General features: G+C 43.4%; 13 protein-coding genes. 8 read left to right on the top strand and 5 right to left on the bottom strand.

Going from position 1 to position 18217, the window contains the following annotated elements:
* Positions 1-317: 317 nt before the first annotated feature.
* Positions 318-1187, bottom strand: a complete 870-nt coding sequence (locus SHAL_RS08720; RefSeq protein ID WP_012276788.1) for a flagellar protein MotY — start codon at positions 1185-1187, stop codon at positions 318-320.
* 140 nt (positions 1188-1327) lie between these two features.
* Between SHAL_RS08720 and rnt the strand changes: the two genes are divergently transcribed.
* A complete protein-coding gene (gene rnt, locus SHAL_RS08715; protein WP_012276787.1) occupies positions 1328-2023 on the top strand; it encodes a ribonuclease T in 696 nt (231 codons plus the stop codon).
* Positions 2024-2241: 218 nt separating this feature from the next.
* On the opposite strand, the gene SHAL_RS08710 is transcribed toward rnt, so the two are convergent.
* Entirely contained in the window at positions 2242-2847 is a 606-nt protein-coding gene (locus SHAL_RS08710) for a peroxiredoxin (RefSeq protein WP_012276786.1), read from the bottom strand.
* Between the two features lie 311 nt (positions 2848-3158).
* On the opposite strand from SHAL_RS08710, the gene SHAL_RS08705 reads away from it, so the two are divergent.
* A complete protein-coding gene (locus SHAL_RS08705; protein ID WP_012276785.1) occupies positions 3159-4478 on the top strand; it encodes a Na+/H+ antiporter family protein in 1320 nt (439 codons plus the stop codon).
* Between the two features lie 111 nt (positions 4479-4589).
* Here the strand turns inward: SHAL_RS08705 and upp are convergent, their stop codons facing one another.
* Entirely contained in the window at positions 4590-5216 is a 627-nt protein-coding gene (upp, locus tag SHAL_RS08700) for a uracil phosphoribosyltransferase (protein WP_012155802.1), read from the bottom strand.
* A 221-nt stretch (positions 5217-5437) separates the two neighbouring features.
* Here upp and purM point away from each other — a divergent pair, with 221 nt between their 5' ends.
* From purM to kch, 3 genes are all read left to right on the top strand, one after another.
* A complete protein-coding gene (gene purM, locus SHAL_RS08695) occupies positions 5438-6478 on the top strand; it encodes a phosphoribosylformylglycinamidine cyclo-ligase (RefSeq protein ID WP_012276784.1) in 1041 nt (346 codons plus the stop codon).
* Complete coding sequence (gene purN / locus SHAL_RS08690) at positions 6478-7122, top strand: phosphoribosylglycinamide formyltransferase (RefSeq protein WP_012276783.1); 645 nt, start codon at positions 6478-6480, stop codon at positions 7120-7122. Before purM ends, purN begins: the two co-directional genes overlap by 1 nt.
* A 671-nt stretch (positions 7123-7793) precedes the next feature.
* Positions 7794-9008, top strand: coding sequence for a voltage-gated potassium channel protein (kch, locus tag SHAL_RS08685; RefSeq protein WP_049763872.1), 1215 nt, complete (start codon positions 7794-7796; stop codon positions 9006-9008).
* Between the two features lie 215 nt (positions 9009-9223).
* Here kch and SHAL_RS08680 read toward each other — a convergent pair whose 3' ends face one another.
* Positions 9224-10762 (bottom strand): DUF1254 domain-containing protein, encoded by a 1539-nt coding sequence (locus SHAL_RS08680; RefSeq protein ID WP_012276781.1) that lies wholly within the window; start codon positions 10760-10762, stop codon positions 9224-9226.
* Between the two features lie 135 nt (positions 10763-10897).
* Positions 10898-12739 (bottom strand): tetratricopeptide repeat-containing diguanylate cyclase, encoded by a 1842-nt coding sequence (locus tag SHAL_RS08675; RefSeq protein ID WP_012276780.1) that lies wholly within the window; start codon positions 12737-12739, stop codon positions 10898-10900.
* Between the two features lie 500 nt (positions 12740-13239).
* On the opposite strand from SHAL_RS08675, the gene SHAL_RS08670 reads away from it, so the two are divergent.
* The 3 genes from SHAL_RS08670 (at position 13240) to asnB (ending at position 18142) form a co-directional block, all read left to right on the top strand.
* Positions 13240-13986: an HAD-IIA family hydrolase gene (locus tag SHAL_RS08670; RefSeq protein ID WP_012276779.1), complete on the top strand. Its 747-nt coding sequence runs from the start codon at positions 13240-13242 to the stop codon at positions 13984-13986.
* Between the two features lie 292 nt (positions 13987-14278).
* Entirely contained in the window at positions 14279-15937 is a 1659-nt protein-coding gene (locus SHAL_RS08665; RefSeq protein ID WP_012276778.1) for a M28 family metallopeptidase, read from the top strand.
* Positions 15938-16477: 540 nt separating this feature from the next.
* Positions 16478-18142 (top strand): asparagine synthase B, encoded by a 1665-nt coding sequence (asnB, locus tag SHAL_RS08660; protein ID WP_012276777.1) that lies wholly within the window; start codon positions 16478-16480, stop codon positions 18140-18142.
* The last annotated feature ends 75 nt before the right edge of the window (positions 18143-18217 follow it).

Below are 18217 nucleotides of genomic sequence, written 5' to 3'. Positions count from 1 at the left end.
ATACTAATTATTCTAGTTTGTCAGCCATGAACACCAAGCCTATAATTCGTCTCGTTTTCAGGAAGTGTCTGCCTAGCAGATTCGGAAACAAAGAACTCTTAAACTTCAGTGGTTATCCACGGAAGTTATATCCCTGGTTCTTATGCTTGACTTCCTTCCTTCAATTTGTTGATTGCAATGATTTATTTTTGCGGCTCGCTTACCATGTAAGCGAGCTTTTTTTTATCTTGAATTTGGCGAAATCTATTTTGCTCATCAAATTTTGTCCGTAAAAAAGCCCAGCGATTAAGCTAGGCTATTGTCAAGCGTCGACCCTGTTATAACGGTTTACTAATTCTAATCACAACCCGGCGATTACGAGAACGTTCATCTATCGTTTGATTCGATGCCACATGTCTTCTTTCACCATGGCCCAATGTGTGAATGCGGTTTTGACCAATACCACTTGCAACAAATAACTCTTTTACTGAATCAGCACGCTGCTCTGAAACCCTTTGGTTAGCACTGCGACCACCATAACTATCTGTGTAGGCATCAATCAGTACCAAGTCGACATTCTTATCATAGGCTAAATACTCTTGCACTTTGGCGATCTGTGACTTGGCATAGCGAGTAAGTTCTGTGCCACCTGATTCATAAGTTAATACCGTAAAGGCAATATCTTCAAAGGAATATGGTAACAACGAAGCTAAACAAGACTTAAATTCGGAGTATTGACGTCTAAAGTTCACCGCTGAAAGTCCGACCGCTATTTTATTCGATTCGTTATACCAATCGGCATAGTAAAATGTCGGCTGCATGCCACTTTCAAGCTCGGCTAACATAGACCAAGCAGCGTTACGCGGAACTTCACCGCTAAAGTACTTTTGATAGGTCAGTTCAGTGATCTCTTTCGACAATATACCAGGGCGCCAAGCGGGCGCCATGCTCATTAATTTAGCCTGAGTTACCTGATCCGGCTTAACCCACATATCGAGGCTAAAATTCAGGTTATGATCTTTGCCTGCATAACTGGTAAATACCGCTTTGCCATAAGAGGGGATGTCATGTTCAAGACGACACATCACCGGATTATTACCGCTCAGCCGCCACTGCGACTCTTCTAAAGAAGCCACATATTGCCTCAAATCTGCATTTACAGAAAAAGGTAGCAACAATAATGATGTTAAAATTAGCCAAAGCCGCATAAATTAACTCTCTAAATTCGTATCACTACTCTCTATCGGCAAAGATTTACCTTTCTTTAGCCTATAAAACAAGCAAACGCACATGACAGTGATTATCAGTTGCAGCATAATAGTCACTTGCACATTTTTGGGAAATTTTAATGACAGACACTTTCGACCCTAATTTATTGAAAAACCGCTTTAGAGGGTATTTCCCAGTGGTCATTGATGTTGAAACCGCAGGTTTTAACGCAAAAACTGATGCGCTATTAGAAATCGCTGTCAGTATGTTAAAGATGGACGATGAAGGTGTTCTCAGTCTTGATAAGACATTACATTTTAATATTGAGCCGTTCGAAGGGTCAAACCTTGAGCCTGAGGCCTTAGCATTTACAGGTATCGACCCAACCAGCCCTCTTCGTGGTGCCGTCAGTGAAAAAGAAGCATTCTTAGAGATCTTTAAAGAGGTTAAAAAAGCGCAAAAAGCCGCAGGCTGTCATCGCAGTATTATTGTTGCTCACAACGCAGCCTTCGATCATGGCTTTGTGACTCAAGCTATTGAGCGTAATGCGCTTAAGCGCACGCCGTTTCATCCATTTGCAACCTTTGATACAGCTGCTCTTGCAGGTTTAGCAATTGGACACACCGTGCTGGCAAAAGCCTGTGCTATGGCGGGAATAGCCTTCGATAATCGTGAAGCACACTCAGCCCTATATGATACAGAGCGTACTGCTGAGCTATTTTGCTTAATTGTAAACCGCTGGAAAGCCCTAGGTGGTTGGCCTTTTATTGCTGATGAAGTAGAAGTAGAAGTTGAAGTTGAAGAAGTGGAACCTCAAGAAACGATTGAGTCTTAAGCTTTCATAAGGCGATGGTTTCAGACTGTGCACAAATAGTTCTGATACAAAGCGATTAAAATGGCGAACAGAGTATTTATGTTCGTCTTTTTTTTAGCCGTATTTTAGAGCTAGTTTTCCACTTCCCGATACCAATGAATAGCAGTACATACGGAACAAACAAAAAAGCTGCGATATACGCAGCTTTTTTACTTTAACAACAAAGAATTTATAACAAATTATAAGTTGTTTGCATTATCAGTCAGGTAAGAAGCAACGCCTTCTGGGCTTGCGTCCATACCTTTGTCCCCTTTTTCCCAACCCGCAGGACATACATCACCGTGCTCTTCATGGAAGTGAAGTGCATCAACCATACGGATCATTTCGTCTACGTTACGACCAAGTGGTAGATCGTTAACCACTTGGTGGCGAACCTGACCTTCTTTGTCGATAAGGAATGAACCACGGAATGCAACTCCCGCTTCTGGATGCTCAACATCGTATGCTTTACAGATCTCATGCTTAACATCAGCAACTAGCGTATATTGAACTTGCCCAATTCCACCCTTGTCTACTGGCGTGTTACGCCATGCGTTATGAGTAAACTGAGAATCGATTGAAACACCGATAACTTCAACGCCACGCTTCTTGAACTCGTCCATGCGGTGATCAAAAGCAATTAACTCTGATGGGCACACGAAAGTAAAATCTAATGGGTAGAAGAATACTACGGCAGTCTTTCCTTTAATTGCTTCAGACAGGTTAAAGGTATCAATAATCTCACCATTACCTAGTACTGCAGCAGCAGTAAAATCAGGGGCCGGACGGCCAACTAATACGCTCATTTTATTTCTCCATCTATGGATTGCTAAAAACGCTGTTTCGTTTAAATCTTAAGGCATTATAGGCAGTGTTTTTCTGCATACAAGCTATTTGATATCAATATCACTTTTTTAATGATGATTCAATATTGAGCTATTCTGTCAACTTAGCCCTATTTCTGGTGTTGATATTTACACTTTGTTTGCATATTAAGCTACAGCTAATTCACAACTTCAATTGAATTCAAGATATCATGCTTGGATGCTGGACATCTTGCAGGTTAACAGGCAAAAATGGTCGCAACTTCAAATATAAGAAATAGATTAATCATATTATGAATGCTGTTGTCATATCCGTTTGCCTGATGCTTGGCTTAAGCCTTGCGCGAGTTAACGTTGTTATCGCACTTACAATTAGTGCATTGGTTGCAGGTCTTGTCGGCGGCATGAGCTTGCAAAATACTGTTGACGCCTTTAATACAGGGCTTGGTGGCGGCGCACAAATTGCGTTAAGTTATGCTTTGCTTGGTGCGTTTGCAGTTGCCTTGTCCCACTCAGGCCTAACAACATTGATCTCACAGAAAGTAATCAAGTCTCTTGGTAAAGAGCAGTCTCCTAGCAACTTAAACCGAGTGCGCTGGATGCTATTACTTTCAATTTTGGCGATGGCAGTCTCTTCTCAAAACGTGCTACCTATTCATATCGCGTTTATCCCCATTTTAATCCCGCCACTACTGCATGTGATGTCTAAACTGCATCTAGACCGACGGTTAGTGGCCTGTGTGCTTACATTTGGTTTAGTTACAACTTATATGATCCTACCTGTCGGCTTTGGCGGTATTTTCCTAAATGATATTTTGTTAGCAAACCTTAATAGTAACGGTCTGAATGCGAACCTAGCGCAGATCCCTCCTGCGATGCTGCTACCGGCTTTGGGGATGATTACAGGTCTGCTTTTCGCGGTATTTGTCACTTACCGCAAACCACGAGAGTATAAAGAAGAGTTAATCCTGCAAGCGGAGCCTGAAGAAGGGCTCAACAAGCGTAATATCGTTATCGCTGTCATTGCAGTGCTTTCAACCTTAGCGACGCAGCTTTTTACTGGCTCGATGATCTTTGGTGCATTAATTGGTTTTATTATCTTTAGCTTCTCTGGTGCGCTAAAGCATGTCGCCGATCAGGATGTATTTAACCAAGGCGTGCGCATGATGGCTAATATCGGTTTTATCATGATCTCAGCAGCCGGCTTTGCTGCCGTGGTAAAAGAAACTGGTGACGTGATGAACTTAGTTACTTCCCTAAGCGATATTATTGGAGATAATAAAGCGCTTGCGGCCTTCTTGATGCTGATTGTTGGACTGTTAATCACCATGGGAATTGGATCATCATTTTCAACAATTCCAATTATTGCCACTATCTATGTGCCATTAGCACTGAGTTTTGGCTTCTCTGTACCAGCCACAATAGCATTAGTGGGCACAGCTGCAGCATTAGGTGATGCGGGCTCGCCAGCATCAGACTCAACTTTAGGTCCAACCGCGGGTCTTAATGCCGATGGTCAGCATGACCATATGAAAGACAGCGTTATCCCAACCTTTATCCACTACAACATTCCACTGCTGGTATTTGGCTGGGCTGCAGCCATGGTGCTTTAAGTTCTTAACTAGAAGTTCTTAACTAGTTTCTAGGCTAAGCGCTAGGAAAGATGAAAACAAAAAAAAGGAGCCATTTGGCTCCTTTTTTTACAATACGATTTTGACTAAAGTTTATTTAGTACCGAAAATCTTATCACCCGCATCACCAAGACCTGGCAAGATATAACCTTGCTCATTTAGGCAGTCATCGATAGACGCAGTATAAAGCTCAATGTCTGGATGCGCTTTCTCTAGAGCTGCAACACCTTCTGGCGCAGCAACAAGTACTAGCGCTTTAATCGCTGTACAGCCGCGCTCTTTTAGCAGGTCGATTGTAGAGATCATCGAACCACCCGTCGCAAGCATTGGGTCAACCACTAACGCAATACGTGAAGGCATGTCACTGGCTAGCTTTTCAAAGTATGGAACTGGCTCAAGAGTCTCTTCGTCACGGTAAATACCAACAACAGAGATACGCGCACTAGGAACGTGCTCTAAAACGCCATCCATCATACCAAGACCGGCACGTAAGATAGGCACTACAGTGACCTTCTTACCCTTGATCTGTTCAATTTCAACAGGACCATTCCAACCATCGATAGTGACCTTTTCAGTTTCAAAGTCAGCCGTTGCTTCATATGTTAGTAAACTGCCCACTTCTGCCGCTAATTCGCGAAAACGTTTGGTACTGATGTTACCTTCGCGCATTAATCCAATTTTATGACGGACTAAAGGATGTTTAACTTCAACGACTTTCATCTTGTTCTCCTGATTTTCTAACGTATTTTTCACGGTAAATTTTAACGATTTTAGTAGATTTGTCCGCGCAGGCAAACTTAAAGTTTCAAAAAGGCGGTAAATCGTGAGCTCTGTCGCTAAGTTTATTGAAAAACTTAGCTTTCGACGCTACCCACAAGCTGATAGAATGACGCCGCATAAAATCCTATAACAATCTATACCCGTACCCGAAGAGGATCTCCGTGAGCACTCCTACTACCCCACTAAGCTATAAAGATGCAGGCGTTGATATTGATGCCGGAAATGCACTAGTTAACAACATCAAGTCAGCAGTAAAACGTACCCGCCGTCCAGAAGTTATGGGCAACTTAGGTGGTTTTGGTGCCCTTTGTGAGCTACCAACTAAGTATAAGCATCCAGTACTGGTTTCTGGTACTGATGGTGTTGGCACTAAGCTACGCCTTGCTATCGACTTTAAAAAGCACGATAACGTTGGTATCGACCTAGTCGCCATGTGTTCAAATGATCTCATCGTTTCTGGTGCAGAGCCTCTGTTCTTCCTTGACTACTACGCGACAGGCAAACTCGATGTTGAAGTTGCTACTGCCGTTGTTAAAGGGATCGCTGAAGGCTGTGTGCAATCAGGCTGTGCACTTATCGGCGGTGAAACGGCTGAAATGCCAGGCATGTATGAAGGCGACGACTATGACCTAGCAGGATTCTGCGTCGGCGTAGTAGAAAAAGAAGAGATCATCGACGGCACTAAGGTGCAAGACGGTGATGCACTTATCGCGCTTGCTTCAAGCGGTCCTCATTCAAATGGTTTCTCACTTATCCGTAAGGTATTAGAAGTGAGCAAGGCAGACCCTGAACTCGAACTTGCTGGTAAGCCACTAATAGATCATCTATTAGAACCTACAAAAATTTATGTAAAGTCACTGCTTAAATTGCTTGAACAACATGATGTTCACGCAATGTCGCATATTACAGGTGGTGGATTCTGGGAGAATATCCCACGCGTACTACCTGAAGATTGCAAAGCGGTGGTTAACAGCGACTCTTGGCAGTGGCCTGTTGTATTTAACTGGTTGATGGAAAACGGCAACATTTCTGAATTTGAAATGTACCGCACCTTCAACTGCGGCGTTGGTATGGTTATCGCCCTACCAGCAGATAAAGTCGATTCAGCCTTAGCGTTGCTAAAAACAGAAGGCGAGAACGCATGGTTAATCGGAAACATTGCCAAGCGTAACGGCGAAGAAGAGCAAGTGGAGATCCTGTAATGCCCCAGAGTTGTCGCGTTTTAGTATTAATTTCAGGTAATGGCAGTAATTTACAAGCCATTATCGATGGCTGTGATGATAACCTGCAAGCCGATGTGGTTGGAGTGATCAGTAATAAGCCCGATGCCTATGGATTGGTTCGCGCCCACCAAAATGAGATTGATACCAGCTGCGTGATAGCTCACACAGGCGAAACAAGACAAGAGTACGACGCAAGACTACTGAATGCGATTGAAAAGTACCAACCCGATCTTATCGTGTTGGCTGGCTTTATGCGTATTTTAAGTGATGAATTCGTTCAGCGTTTTGAAGGCAAGATGGTTAACATCCACCCTTCTCTCTTGCCTAAATACACAGGATTACACACTCATCAGCGTGCTATTGACGCAAAAGATACAGAGCACGGCGCAAGCGTGCACTTTGTGACGCCTGAGCTCGATGCTGGCCCTGTCATCTTACAAGCTAAAGTGCCAGTTTATGAAGACGACACCGCAGATACATTAGCTGAACGTGTTCATGAGCAAGAGCATGCCATTTACCCACTAGTAGTTAAATGGTTCAGTCAAAACCGACTCGAAATGGTTGATGGCGTTGCCCAGCTTGATGGCCAAGTATTAGCAATCAATGGTTACGCTGCGGACTAATCTGTTTCAGAAAATGTAGCTTCGTAAGAAAGGCACCTATGGGTGCCTTTCTTGTTCCAGATTTTTAAATCTGCGCGAGACTAATACCAATCAGTATAAGAAGTTGATCTACTCAGAGCGTTTTTGGCAAACTAATTCAAGGCGAATAACTGAAAGAATGGTTATTCCCTTGTGAAGCTATTCAACGCAGAAGTAGGTAGCCAAAAGCGCTCCAGAATGGCGAGTTTTAGCGGCTCTGATGCTGTGACTCTTAAGGAACAAGAGGGAGCTTAACCGTAGAACAACTATGCTCTTCACTCGTTGCAAGCAACATGGATGTTGTGAATGTCATTAATGCACGACTATATGGATATAGGAGGTAGAGTAACGCAGGAGCAGTTACCGAGGAGCAATTAATGACCTTGCCTCATAACCGCTAAACTCTCGCTGAGCGACCAAATCTTTATATTGATTGGTATAAGGCTTACCAGCTTTTGATTAAGTATGACCGCTCCATTTTAAACGGTGAAAACATCTGTTAATCTGGTAAGATTAATCTAATTAAGAAACTAAACCTGCAAATTCAGACATTTATTCTATAATCGTACACAAAGCTATTACGATAACACCGCGCACGGCACATATATGTAACATATGCGATAATCTTTTAGACAACCTAGGCTGAGTTCGTTTTGATAACATTCAATGAGTGGCGTCATAAAAGTCTGCTGATATGGCAGCATCAGCGTTACAAGCTCAGTGCTATCACTGTACTACTTAATAGCTTGTTGATATTTAAAACTGTTTACGGAATGTCGGCTCAGGTGTTTAGTCCGAAGCAAATCCCACACCTGGCAGATATTAATTTTACAGTACTCACTAATGCACCTTGGTTCATGCTTGGGGTGTTTTTACTGCTGAACTCTATCGGTTTACTGTTTCGTGCACGTATCGCTTGGGTTATGAGCCTTGTACTGCTCCTAACGACCTTAGTTTTTACTGTACATTATTACCCTAATCTTCTGCTAAATATCGTTTTCTGTAGCTTCAGCATTATCTTATTATTGCTCCAAAGTCGTGATTTCAACCGCAGCAGTGCAACCGCAGCGGGGATTGTCTCTGTGATTAGTTTTGTCATTCTAATCATCTACTCGACATACGGCAGCTTGTATTTTGGTGACGGGTTTTCGCCCAAAATAACCGACTTGAGTATGGCATTTTATTTTTCCATGGTAACCATGACCACTGTTGGTTATGGCGATATCCTACCCGTGACTGAGACCGCAAGACTTTTTACTATTTCGATGATTATTGCCGGAATTGCAGTATTTGCCACATCCGTAAGCACTATTTTTGGGCCTTTCATTAGAGATGGTTTAAGCAAACTTATACAGGGAAAAAAGCACACTATGAAAAGAGCCGATCACTTTATTGTTTGTGGTACTTCCGCCATGGCGACAAATACCATTATTAAACTGCATCAGCGCGGATTAGCCGTCACAATTATCACGGTAAGACCCAGTGATGAGTTTGAAATAATTGAGCAAAGTCTGGAGGGGAAATTTGATATTATCTCCGGCGACAGCAGCGATACCGCCGTGCTAAAACAGGCTGGTTTAGAGCAGTGCCGTGCTATTTTAGCGCTAACGGATAATGATGCTGATAATGCCTTTATCGTATTATCGGCTAAAGATTTAAGCGCTAATGCTAAAACAGTCATCATAGTCAACGACAGTAAGAATTTATCTAAAATTCAGAGGGTTCAACCTGATGTTTTATTGTCACCACAACTGTTTGGTAGTGAAGTACTGGCACGCATGCTAAATGGTGAAGCGATGGATAATAATGATTTAGCAGAACTGTTACTCAATTCAGCTCACGGCATACCATCAAAAAATGATTTGTAGCTCTCAGACAAAATCTTAGAACAAGCAATTTATTGTTGATAAAGCCTCTGTCTCGGCGTTACCCATTAAACATACGCCTTGAAAATAACCCCAAGTTGACACTACAACTTGGGGTTTAGTTTTTAGGCGTTAAGAGTTAAAGCTTAAGCTTTATCGCGTAGTGTTCAGCCTTTAAAACCTTGTTAGCTCTTCTACTTAGCTACTTAACTACTTAACTACTTAACTTCGACAATATCACCGGGTTGCCAGCTCTTATCAAACCAAGGTTCCAAGGGACCATAGAGACGCAATAAGATAAACCAGCCTTTATTGGGTACCGTTTGGATCCAGTTACTTTCTTTCCCCTCTGGAGCTTTTGGACCGAAGTAAATATCCACTGAACCATCGGCGTTTTGCGTTAAATTATCGCGCTGATTATTACGACTTGGGAACGGCTGCCCCGTCTGCAACTCCGAGCGAGTTTGCGTATCGTAAGCGACCACCGACCAGAAGTTCTTTGCGGGTACATTGGCAGGAATATTCATTTTATAGTTCTTGCTGCCGTTCAGGTACGCCGAATCTTTTGACTTGTCCAACATGGCATATTGAGACCCCTTGCCAATAAGCTTAAGCGCCATTGCTGGTGTATTCACGGTCGCCATATAGAAGAAGTAAGTACGGGCATCTAAATTACGCCCGCCCTCGCCATCATCGATTAACCAACGATAATCACCGCCAATAAAGGCGGTTTTCCAAAGTCGACCAGGGTAAATATAGGCCGCTTCATCTCTTGGCTGGAACATCAACGCTCTTGCAGTGGCATTACCGATTGCAACGCCGTCAGTCAGTAGCGTTGTCATGTGTTCATCTGGCGAAAAAGGCTTACCCTTTTGAATACCAATACTCGCCATCAAGCCGCGAAGTTCAGGGTCGATAAATGACACTGGCTCCTTCTCAAGCACAGGCTGGATCTCTTTGAAGAAATGAAAATCATTGGCATGAACCGTATTAAACTCCAGCCCACTTCCAGACTTAAACACCATCTTCGGCTGCGTGCTCTTTTTAGCAAGTGGGTAGATTTTAAGATGCTGTTTAAACGCTTGGACTGCAGAGTCAGTCTTACCGTCTTTTAAAAATCCTCGTGCAATAAACCAGTTGGTATAACTCGTTGACTCAGAAACAAAGTAGCCATTTGGCACTTCGCCTTTGTACCCTGGAGGTAAAATCAGGTACTTACCACCTTTACCTTTATCTGGGCCAACAATTCCCATATCGGTTACAAAGCGAAAAAAAGCATCGTTAACGGTTGTAGGGCCCATTCCTACAGGCACCTCAACCACTGTCGGTCCGTCACGCTCGAGATCTAAAAATGCTGAGGCGTAAACCGTGTCGGTATTGCCCGTTAAGAAGAGTGGATTTGAGTCCATCAATTTATTAAACAGTAGCACTTGGTTTGATTGAGTGATCCCAAGATTTTCATGTCCAATCCGCAGTGCTTCCACCGAAGCCATAGGGATCGCATTTAAAAAGGTTTCGGTAGCACGAATAGTATTAAGGTTGTCATAGATTTTGCGGCTAGTTTCAACACTCGGCGCACCATCATGGAACTTCAATGTGCCAATACTTGTCTCAACCTGACTGGGAGTCATAATGCTATCGGGGATCTTGTTGTTATAGCCAGGTGTGGGAGCTTCTGCCGCCACTAACGGTGATGACATTCCTAACAGTAGAGCGATAGATGCTACGGCTGACTTGAGCTCATGTTTGGTATTCATTATCTTCCTTATTTTTATTTCACGCTTATTCCTTCAGCTTACAGACTAAAAGCTGAATAAAAGCTGGTCAATACAAACTTTGTCCCGAAGCTAGCTAAAGCACTATTACTTTATTATTGATCTTCAATCACTTCCCTATGTGAACGATGCTTCCTTAGCGAGTACCACACAATTGCGTCCTTGCCTCTTAGCGAGATAGAGCGCCTTATCGGCACAATCAAGCACAAACTGCCAAGACTCGACTAAGGTTCGCGCATCTAATGGCTGCCCCACCCCAACCGAAACCGTCAAGTGCAGTTGCTGCTCTTGCACCTCAATGATGGCATCAGCTACAGCCTGACGAATACGTTCAAAATGGTTCGATAGTGCTCGCACAGATTGAGGACAGGAAACGTCAGGCCAGCTAAGCAACAAGATAAACTCTTCGCCACCCCAGCGAATAAGTAGGTCATCTTCACGAATGTTGCTCTGGATCAGTTGCCCGACTCTAACCAATACCTCATCACCCACGTCATGGCCATAGGTGTCATTGACCCTCTTAAAATGATCAATATCGATAATCGCTAAACACATTCTCATATTTTGGAGTGTTGGCAGTTGTCCTTGCTGTGCTAAATAGTCTAAGAAATAACGGCGGTTATATAGGCCCGTTAAGCTGTCGAGGTTGGACTGTTTATAAAGCTCACGATTAGAGCTTTGTAAATTCTTATTATCGTTTTCCAATCCATAGCGTTTTTTAATCAACAGGGAAATGGAGATGATGGCGACGAGAATAACAAAGAACAGAAACTTTTCACGAAGATGCTGCTCCGCAAGACGGGCTTCGTGGGCATCATTTTCAGCCGTTAACACTGCGAGTTCTTGCTGCCGATACTTCTGTTGATAACTTTGACTAAGATTAAGGCTTAACTTTGCCCGCCTATCAAACAGTAAGGCTTTATCTTCTTCACTCGCTTTGCGCTGATAGTTCAGCGCCGCTTTGTAATCACCGATTGCCTCATAAGCCAGTGCGTATGTATTGAACGTATCAGCTAAACCGGAGCGTACTCCTATCTGCTTATACAGGGCCTCGCTATATGCAAGTGATAACAAAGCCTCATCGACTCGACCCAGCTTAACTAAAGCCTTTGCCACTATTCGACTACAGTCACTTTCAAACAGTGGGTATTGATTAGATGAGGAAATTGCAATGCACTCTCGTCCGACATCCACGGCCTGCTGATATTGCTCTGTAGAGAAAAAGAAATGAGCCCAAGAAGTTTTAGCGTTCATTATCACTCGCAAATTTCCACTTAATTCAGCGTTTTTTCGTGCGGCAATTAAATAAGGCTCACTCTCTCTAACCCTACCTAATCGCTCTAATATAAATGCGGCATTGTTACTAAAGGCACTGAACTGCTCATAGCTACCACCATATTGGTCAACATGTGCCAGAGCCTCGTTATTTGACTCCCAAGCTTTATCCCACTGTTCTAAATCGACATAGATAATCGCTACATTAGATAGCACCTTGCTAACATAAGGGTCGGCTGGCTGTAATCTAAAAATATCTAGGGCTTTTAAATAATACTCAAGTGCGACATGGTACTGATCTTGGAAGTAGTAGAGCGCGGCCTTAGTGTTATAGGCTCGTCCCGTGAGATGGTGAAAACTTGCCAGTGTTGACAAGCGTATCGACTCATCAACCAGTGCTAAACCATCATCAAAGCGACTCTGCTTCGCCGCAAAAGTCGCCTGCCACATCTTAGACTCAGCAATCAACCACCCTTGTTGCTTTGACTTTCCAACGGCCTCCATACTTTCTAGGGCTTGCTCTGCACGCTGAGGCTCACCACTAGAGAGCTCAATATCATGTAATATCCGATAGTAAGCAAAGGCATAATAGGCATCTTGCTCAGCTTGATCTTTAGAGATAAGACGGTTTAATTGTTGGCGTTTGAACTCAGCATCGAGGGTTTTATCCTCTATCAGAGCCAAGATTGCTTGTCCCTGACTAAATTTCTGAATTTTTATGAAAGGAGAAAACTCAGCTGATTAGCCGAGCATGAATAGAATGACATTCCAATAAAAACAATAAACGCAATGATCTTTTCCATAAGAGTATCGCTGATTCTATTTATATGACTGTACTACAAGCCGCTAGCCAAAAAGCTAACACCGACAAAGCAACCATCTAGCAATCACTTAAACCCGTTCACCAGTGACTCACTACACAATATCCCAAAAACCAACAAGGTCAACAAAATAGCAGCGAATAAATGTTTAGGCTTATTTTACAATATCTCTAAGCGGTCTTTACCAAATCTATTTCCTGAGATTAACACTCAACAGTTCCTCACAAAATGCTACAAAACTTTCAATTTAAACGGTAAAAAATTTTTATCTAAATTGATACCCAAAAGCATTGTTTTTCCTCTCCATTTAGCATTAGATAAAGGTCACTTATGCGGCAAACTAATATGAAGTAAGAGAGTCAAATGAAAAATGTTATTTGCGATATCGATGGAGTTTTACTGCACAACAATCAGCTTATTCCTGGTAGTGATAAGTTTATTCACCGTATACTCGAACAAGGAAACCCCCTTGTTGTTTTGACCAACTATCCAGTCCAAACAGGCAAAGATCTGCAAAATAGACTCGGCGCTGCAGGACTCAATGTTCCTGAAGAATGCTTTTATACCGCGGCTATGGCAACGGCTGACTTTCTTAAACATCAACAAGGGACTAAGGCCTTTGTGATTGGCGAAGGCGCATTAACTCACGAGCTGTATAAAGCAGGCTTTACCATCACCGATATCAACCCAGACTTTGTTATTGTCGGCGAAACTCGCTCCTACAACTGGGACATGATCCATAAGGCTGCGAAATTTGTCAGTGAAGGTGCACGCTTTATTGCCACCAACCCCGATACCCATGGCCCATCTTTCAGCCCTGCTTGTGGGGCATTATGTGCGCCTATTGAACGCATCAGCGGGAAAAAGCCTTTCTATGTGGGTAAACCTAGTTCTTGGATTATTCGATCGGCACTAAACCATATTGGTGCCCATTCAGATAATACACTGATCATTGGTGATAACATGCGTACAGATATTCTTGCAGGCTTCCAAGCAGGACTAGAAACCATTTTGGTAACCAGCGGTGTGAGTACGCTTGCCGATATCGAAAAGGAACCCTTTAGGCCAAATCATATTTTTAACTGCGCTGGCGATATCGACATCATATAATCCCAATAGTACTAAACATGTGATTGGTATAACTAATTACGTTTTCAAATGTAGTGGGAACCTTTAGTCTATATAGGCCTAACGAGCTATAGAGTTTACCTTCTACATTTGAATAAAATCATATTCCTCATTGTTAATTAACCACGCAATATTAAGTAACACTTTTGCAACCAGATTCTTACCAAACCTTCTTGTCACTGGGGACTACTTTCCATCATCATGTCTAACAGTTGATAAATTTTGCTCCATAATCGCTAAAAATAGCCCAAAACAACAATAATAGGACCAATTTATGCGTTCAATTTTACCTCTTTGCGCACTCGCCATGCTGAGTGCTTGCAGCCAACACTCAGGCAATATTAACGACCCAAGCGACGTCCGCTTCGATGAAAACCGTTTCCGTCAAGATATTAAAACCCTCGCTTCAGATGAGTTTGAAGGTCGCGCCCCGACCACCAAGGGGGAGCAACTGACGCTGGACTACTTAAGTGCTGCCTTCGCGAAAATGGGACTTAAAAAACCTAACGGCCAAGATTACCTCCAGACTGTACCAATGGTGAGCTATACCGCATCGGAATTGCAGACTATTCGCTTAGGCGAACAGCAATTAGAGCACCGAAAAAATGTGGTGTTAGGCAGTCGCCATGATATTGCAAGGGTCGATATCAACGAGGCACCGCTGGTATTTGTCGGATACGGCATTAATGCACCAGAGTACCAATGGAATGATTATCAAGACATAGATATGCGCGGCAAAATAGCGGTGATCCTCGTCAATGATCCAGGCTTTGCACGGCAAGATTCAGGCAAGTTTAACGGTAAAGCCATGACCTACTATGGCCGCTGGAACTATAAGTTTGAAGAAGCGAGCCGCCAAGGAGCCCTCGGTGCGATTATTATTCACGATACCAAACCAGCCTCATATCCTTGGTCTGTCGTGGAAAACAGCTGGACTGGCGCTCAACAAGATTTGGTTCGCAGCGCAAACGAGCAAAAAGAACGGGTCAAAGTCGAAGGTTGGATCAGCTATGATGTCGCGACAGAGCTATTTGATAAATCAGGTTTATCATTAGTGACCCTTTCTGACCGTGCAGCGGCCAGCGCCATCAATCTACCACTCAACCAAACCGCATCGATTACCTTTGAGAATAAGACTGAGTATGCCAATAGCTACAATGTGGTAGCCACCTTACCCGGTAGTAGCCGTCCAGATGAACATATTCTGTTTACCGCTCATTGGGATCATATTGGTGTAGATGCCAGCAAAAATGGCGACCAGATCTACAACGGTGCGTTAGATAATGCCTCAGGGACCGCCGGTATATTGGAAATTGCGCGCCAGTTTGCTGAGCAAGCTAAAAATGGTCATCCTCTTGCTCGCTCGGTGACCTTTATCGCCACTACAGGCGAAGAACAAGGCCTGTTAGGTTCTCGCTATTACGCTGCAAATCCTATCTATCCACTCGATAAAAGTGTGGCGGTATTTAACTTAGACAGCACCAATGTTTACGGTCGTACCACAGATTACACCATTGTAGGCAAAGGAAAATCTGAACTAGAAAACTATCTAGTGGATGCCCTCAAGACACAAAACCGCACCGCTAAACGCGAGAAATACCCTGAATCCGGTGGATTTTTCCGCTCCGATCATTTCAGTTTTGCCAAAGAAGGTATACCAGCGGTATTTGCCGGTGGCGGCAGTGAGCCCGTAGATGAGACCACCGCACAATACAAGGCACAGATGAAACTGAAAATGAAAGGTTGCTATCACAACGTCTGCGATGAGTATCGTGAAGATTGGGATCTATCAGGGGCACTTGAAGATCTGGCCATCTTCTACCAAGCCGCTTCGGTATTAGGTAATAACCACGACTGGCCCGGCTATTTCAAAGGCACTGAGTTCAATACACTGCGCCCGGCTAACGAACAGATGCAACAAGCGAGTAAGTAAAAGCTCTGTAGCAAAAAACAAACCGCTCACCATCTGAGCTAGTTGATATTCTTAATGAGAGAACTCATTACAGGCTCAATGATGAGTTAAACTAAAATTTGTCCCAATTCATCGTTTCCAACCAGCCGACTTGCGACCCACTTGTTGGCTTTTTTTTCACTCTTTTTGGCTATCTTTTTAGCCGTTGTTTTGATAATTCATTTTTGCAGTCGATATCTATTATGTATATATCGGCTTTCTCTGGCCTATTTTCAGCTAAAAACCCGATATTTATCGTAGGATTTATTTAAGCTGTTTTTAATCCACCGCCATTACGAATTCATTAACTAAGCCTATCGATACTCCCACTGGTTTATTAAAAGCTCAAAAACACCCAGTATAAATTACATAATAATCATTTTATAGAATTAAAAGCGCACTTTTAACTAGGTAAAAAGCCGCTTTTGTAGAGAAATCATCAAAAATAGATTTGAATTGTTGAGCTTTCAATGGCAGATTAATACTCAATTGAGTTTAAGACAGAATTTTTTGGAGTGACCTATGTGTTCAATTTTTGCAATTTTAGATATTCAATCTGACGCGACGCCACTGCGTCAAGTCGCTCTAGAGATGTCCAAACTACTGCGCCACCGTGGTCCAGATTGGTCGGGAATATACAGCAGTGACAAGGCCGTTTTAGCCCATGAGCGTTTAGCTATCGTCGATATCGAACACGGCGCACAGCCATTACTTAGCCAAGATGAGAGCATTGTTTTAGCGGTTAATGGTGAGATCTACAACCACAAGGAGCTAAAAGCCGAGCTGGGTGACAAATACAGCTACCAAACAAACTCCGATTGCGAAGTGATCTTGGCGCTATATCAAGAATACGGCACTGAATTCTTAGATAAGCTCAACGGTATTTTTGCCTTCGTACTTTACGACAAGGCGCGTGATACCTATCTCGTCGGTCGCGACCATATGGGAATTATCCCGCTCTACACCGGCCGTGATGCAGAAGGTAACTTCTATGTTGCTTCTGAGATGAAAGCACTCATGCCAGTATGTAAAACCGTAGAGACTTTTACCCCTGGCCACTACCTCTCAAGTGAGAAAGGTGAACTGACTCATTATTATCAACGTGAATGGCGTGAATTTGCAGCAGTACAAGATAACCCTGCCAGCGCGGAAGATGTTCGTATTGCATTAGAAGCCGCGGTTAAGCGTCAATTGATGTCTGATGTGCCTTACGGTGTTTTATTGTCGGGTGGACTTGATTCATCGGTAATTTCAGCTATTACACAAACCTTTGCTAAGCGCCGTATCGAAGATGACGGCGAGAGCAACGCTTGGTGGCCACAGCTTCACTCATTTGCCGTTGGCCTTGAGGGTGCGCCTGACTTGATTGCCGCAAAAAAGGTGGCTGATGCCATTGGCACTATCCATCACGAAATCACCTTTACCTTCCAAGATGGTATCGATGCGATTAAAGACGTGATCTACCACCTTGAAACGTATGACGTCACTACCATTCGAGCGGCGACACCTATGTACTTGATGGCACGTAAGATTAAAGCTATGGGCATTAAGATGGTGTTATCTGGTGAAGGTGCCGATGAATTGTTTGGCGGTTATCTTTACTTCCATAAGGCGCCAAACGCTCAAGCTTTTCACGAGGAGCTTGTGCGTAAGCTAGACAAACTGTATCTGTTCGATTGTCTACGTGCGAACAAGGCGATGGCGGCATGGGGACTTGAAGCGCGCGTACCTTTCCTAGACAAAGAGTTTATGGATGTGGCTATGCGCACTAACCCAGAAGCAAAAATGTCCAAGAACGGCAAGATTGAAAAGCACATTTTACGTGAAGCTTTTGAGCACAAACTGCCTAAAGAGGTGGCTTGGCGCCAAAAGGAGCAGTTCAGTGATGGTGTAGGTTACTCTTGGATCGATGGTCTTAAAGATCACGCCGCGCAAAAGGTAGACTGTCTGCAATTGGCCAACGCTAAGTTTAGATTCCCATACAACACGCCAGAAACGAAAGAAGCCTACTTCTACCGTACTTTTTTTGAGGAGTTGTTCCCACTACCAACTGCCGCAGAAACCGTACCAGGTGGTAAGTCGGTAGCTTGCTCAACCCCAGAAGCACTAGCCTGGGATGAAAGCTTACAAGGGCTCATCGATCCATCTGGCCGCGCGGTGCAATCTGTACACGACTGCGCCTACTAATCAGTATAACGCTCTGTTTAATATACTATAGCCACTCATTTGAGTGGCTATTTTCGTTTTCGAAATGAGCATGTT

The organism is Shewanella halifaxensis HAW-EB4, from assembly GCF_000019185.1.
In the GTDB taxonomy this organism is placed as follows: domain Bacteria; phylum Pseudomonadota; class Gammaproteobacteria; order Enterobacterales; family Shewanellaceae; genus Shewanella; species Shewanella halifaxensis.
The sequence above is the reverse complement of the archived record's forward strand: the minus strand, read 5'-3'. Positions and strand labels throughout refer to the sequence as shown.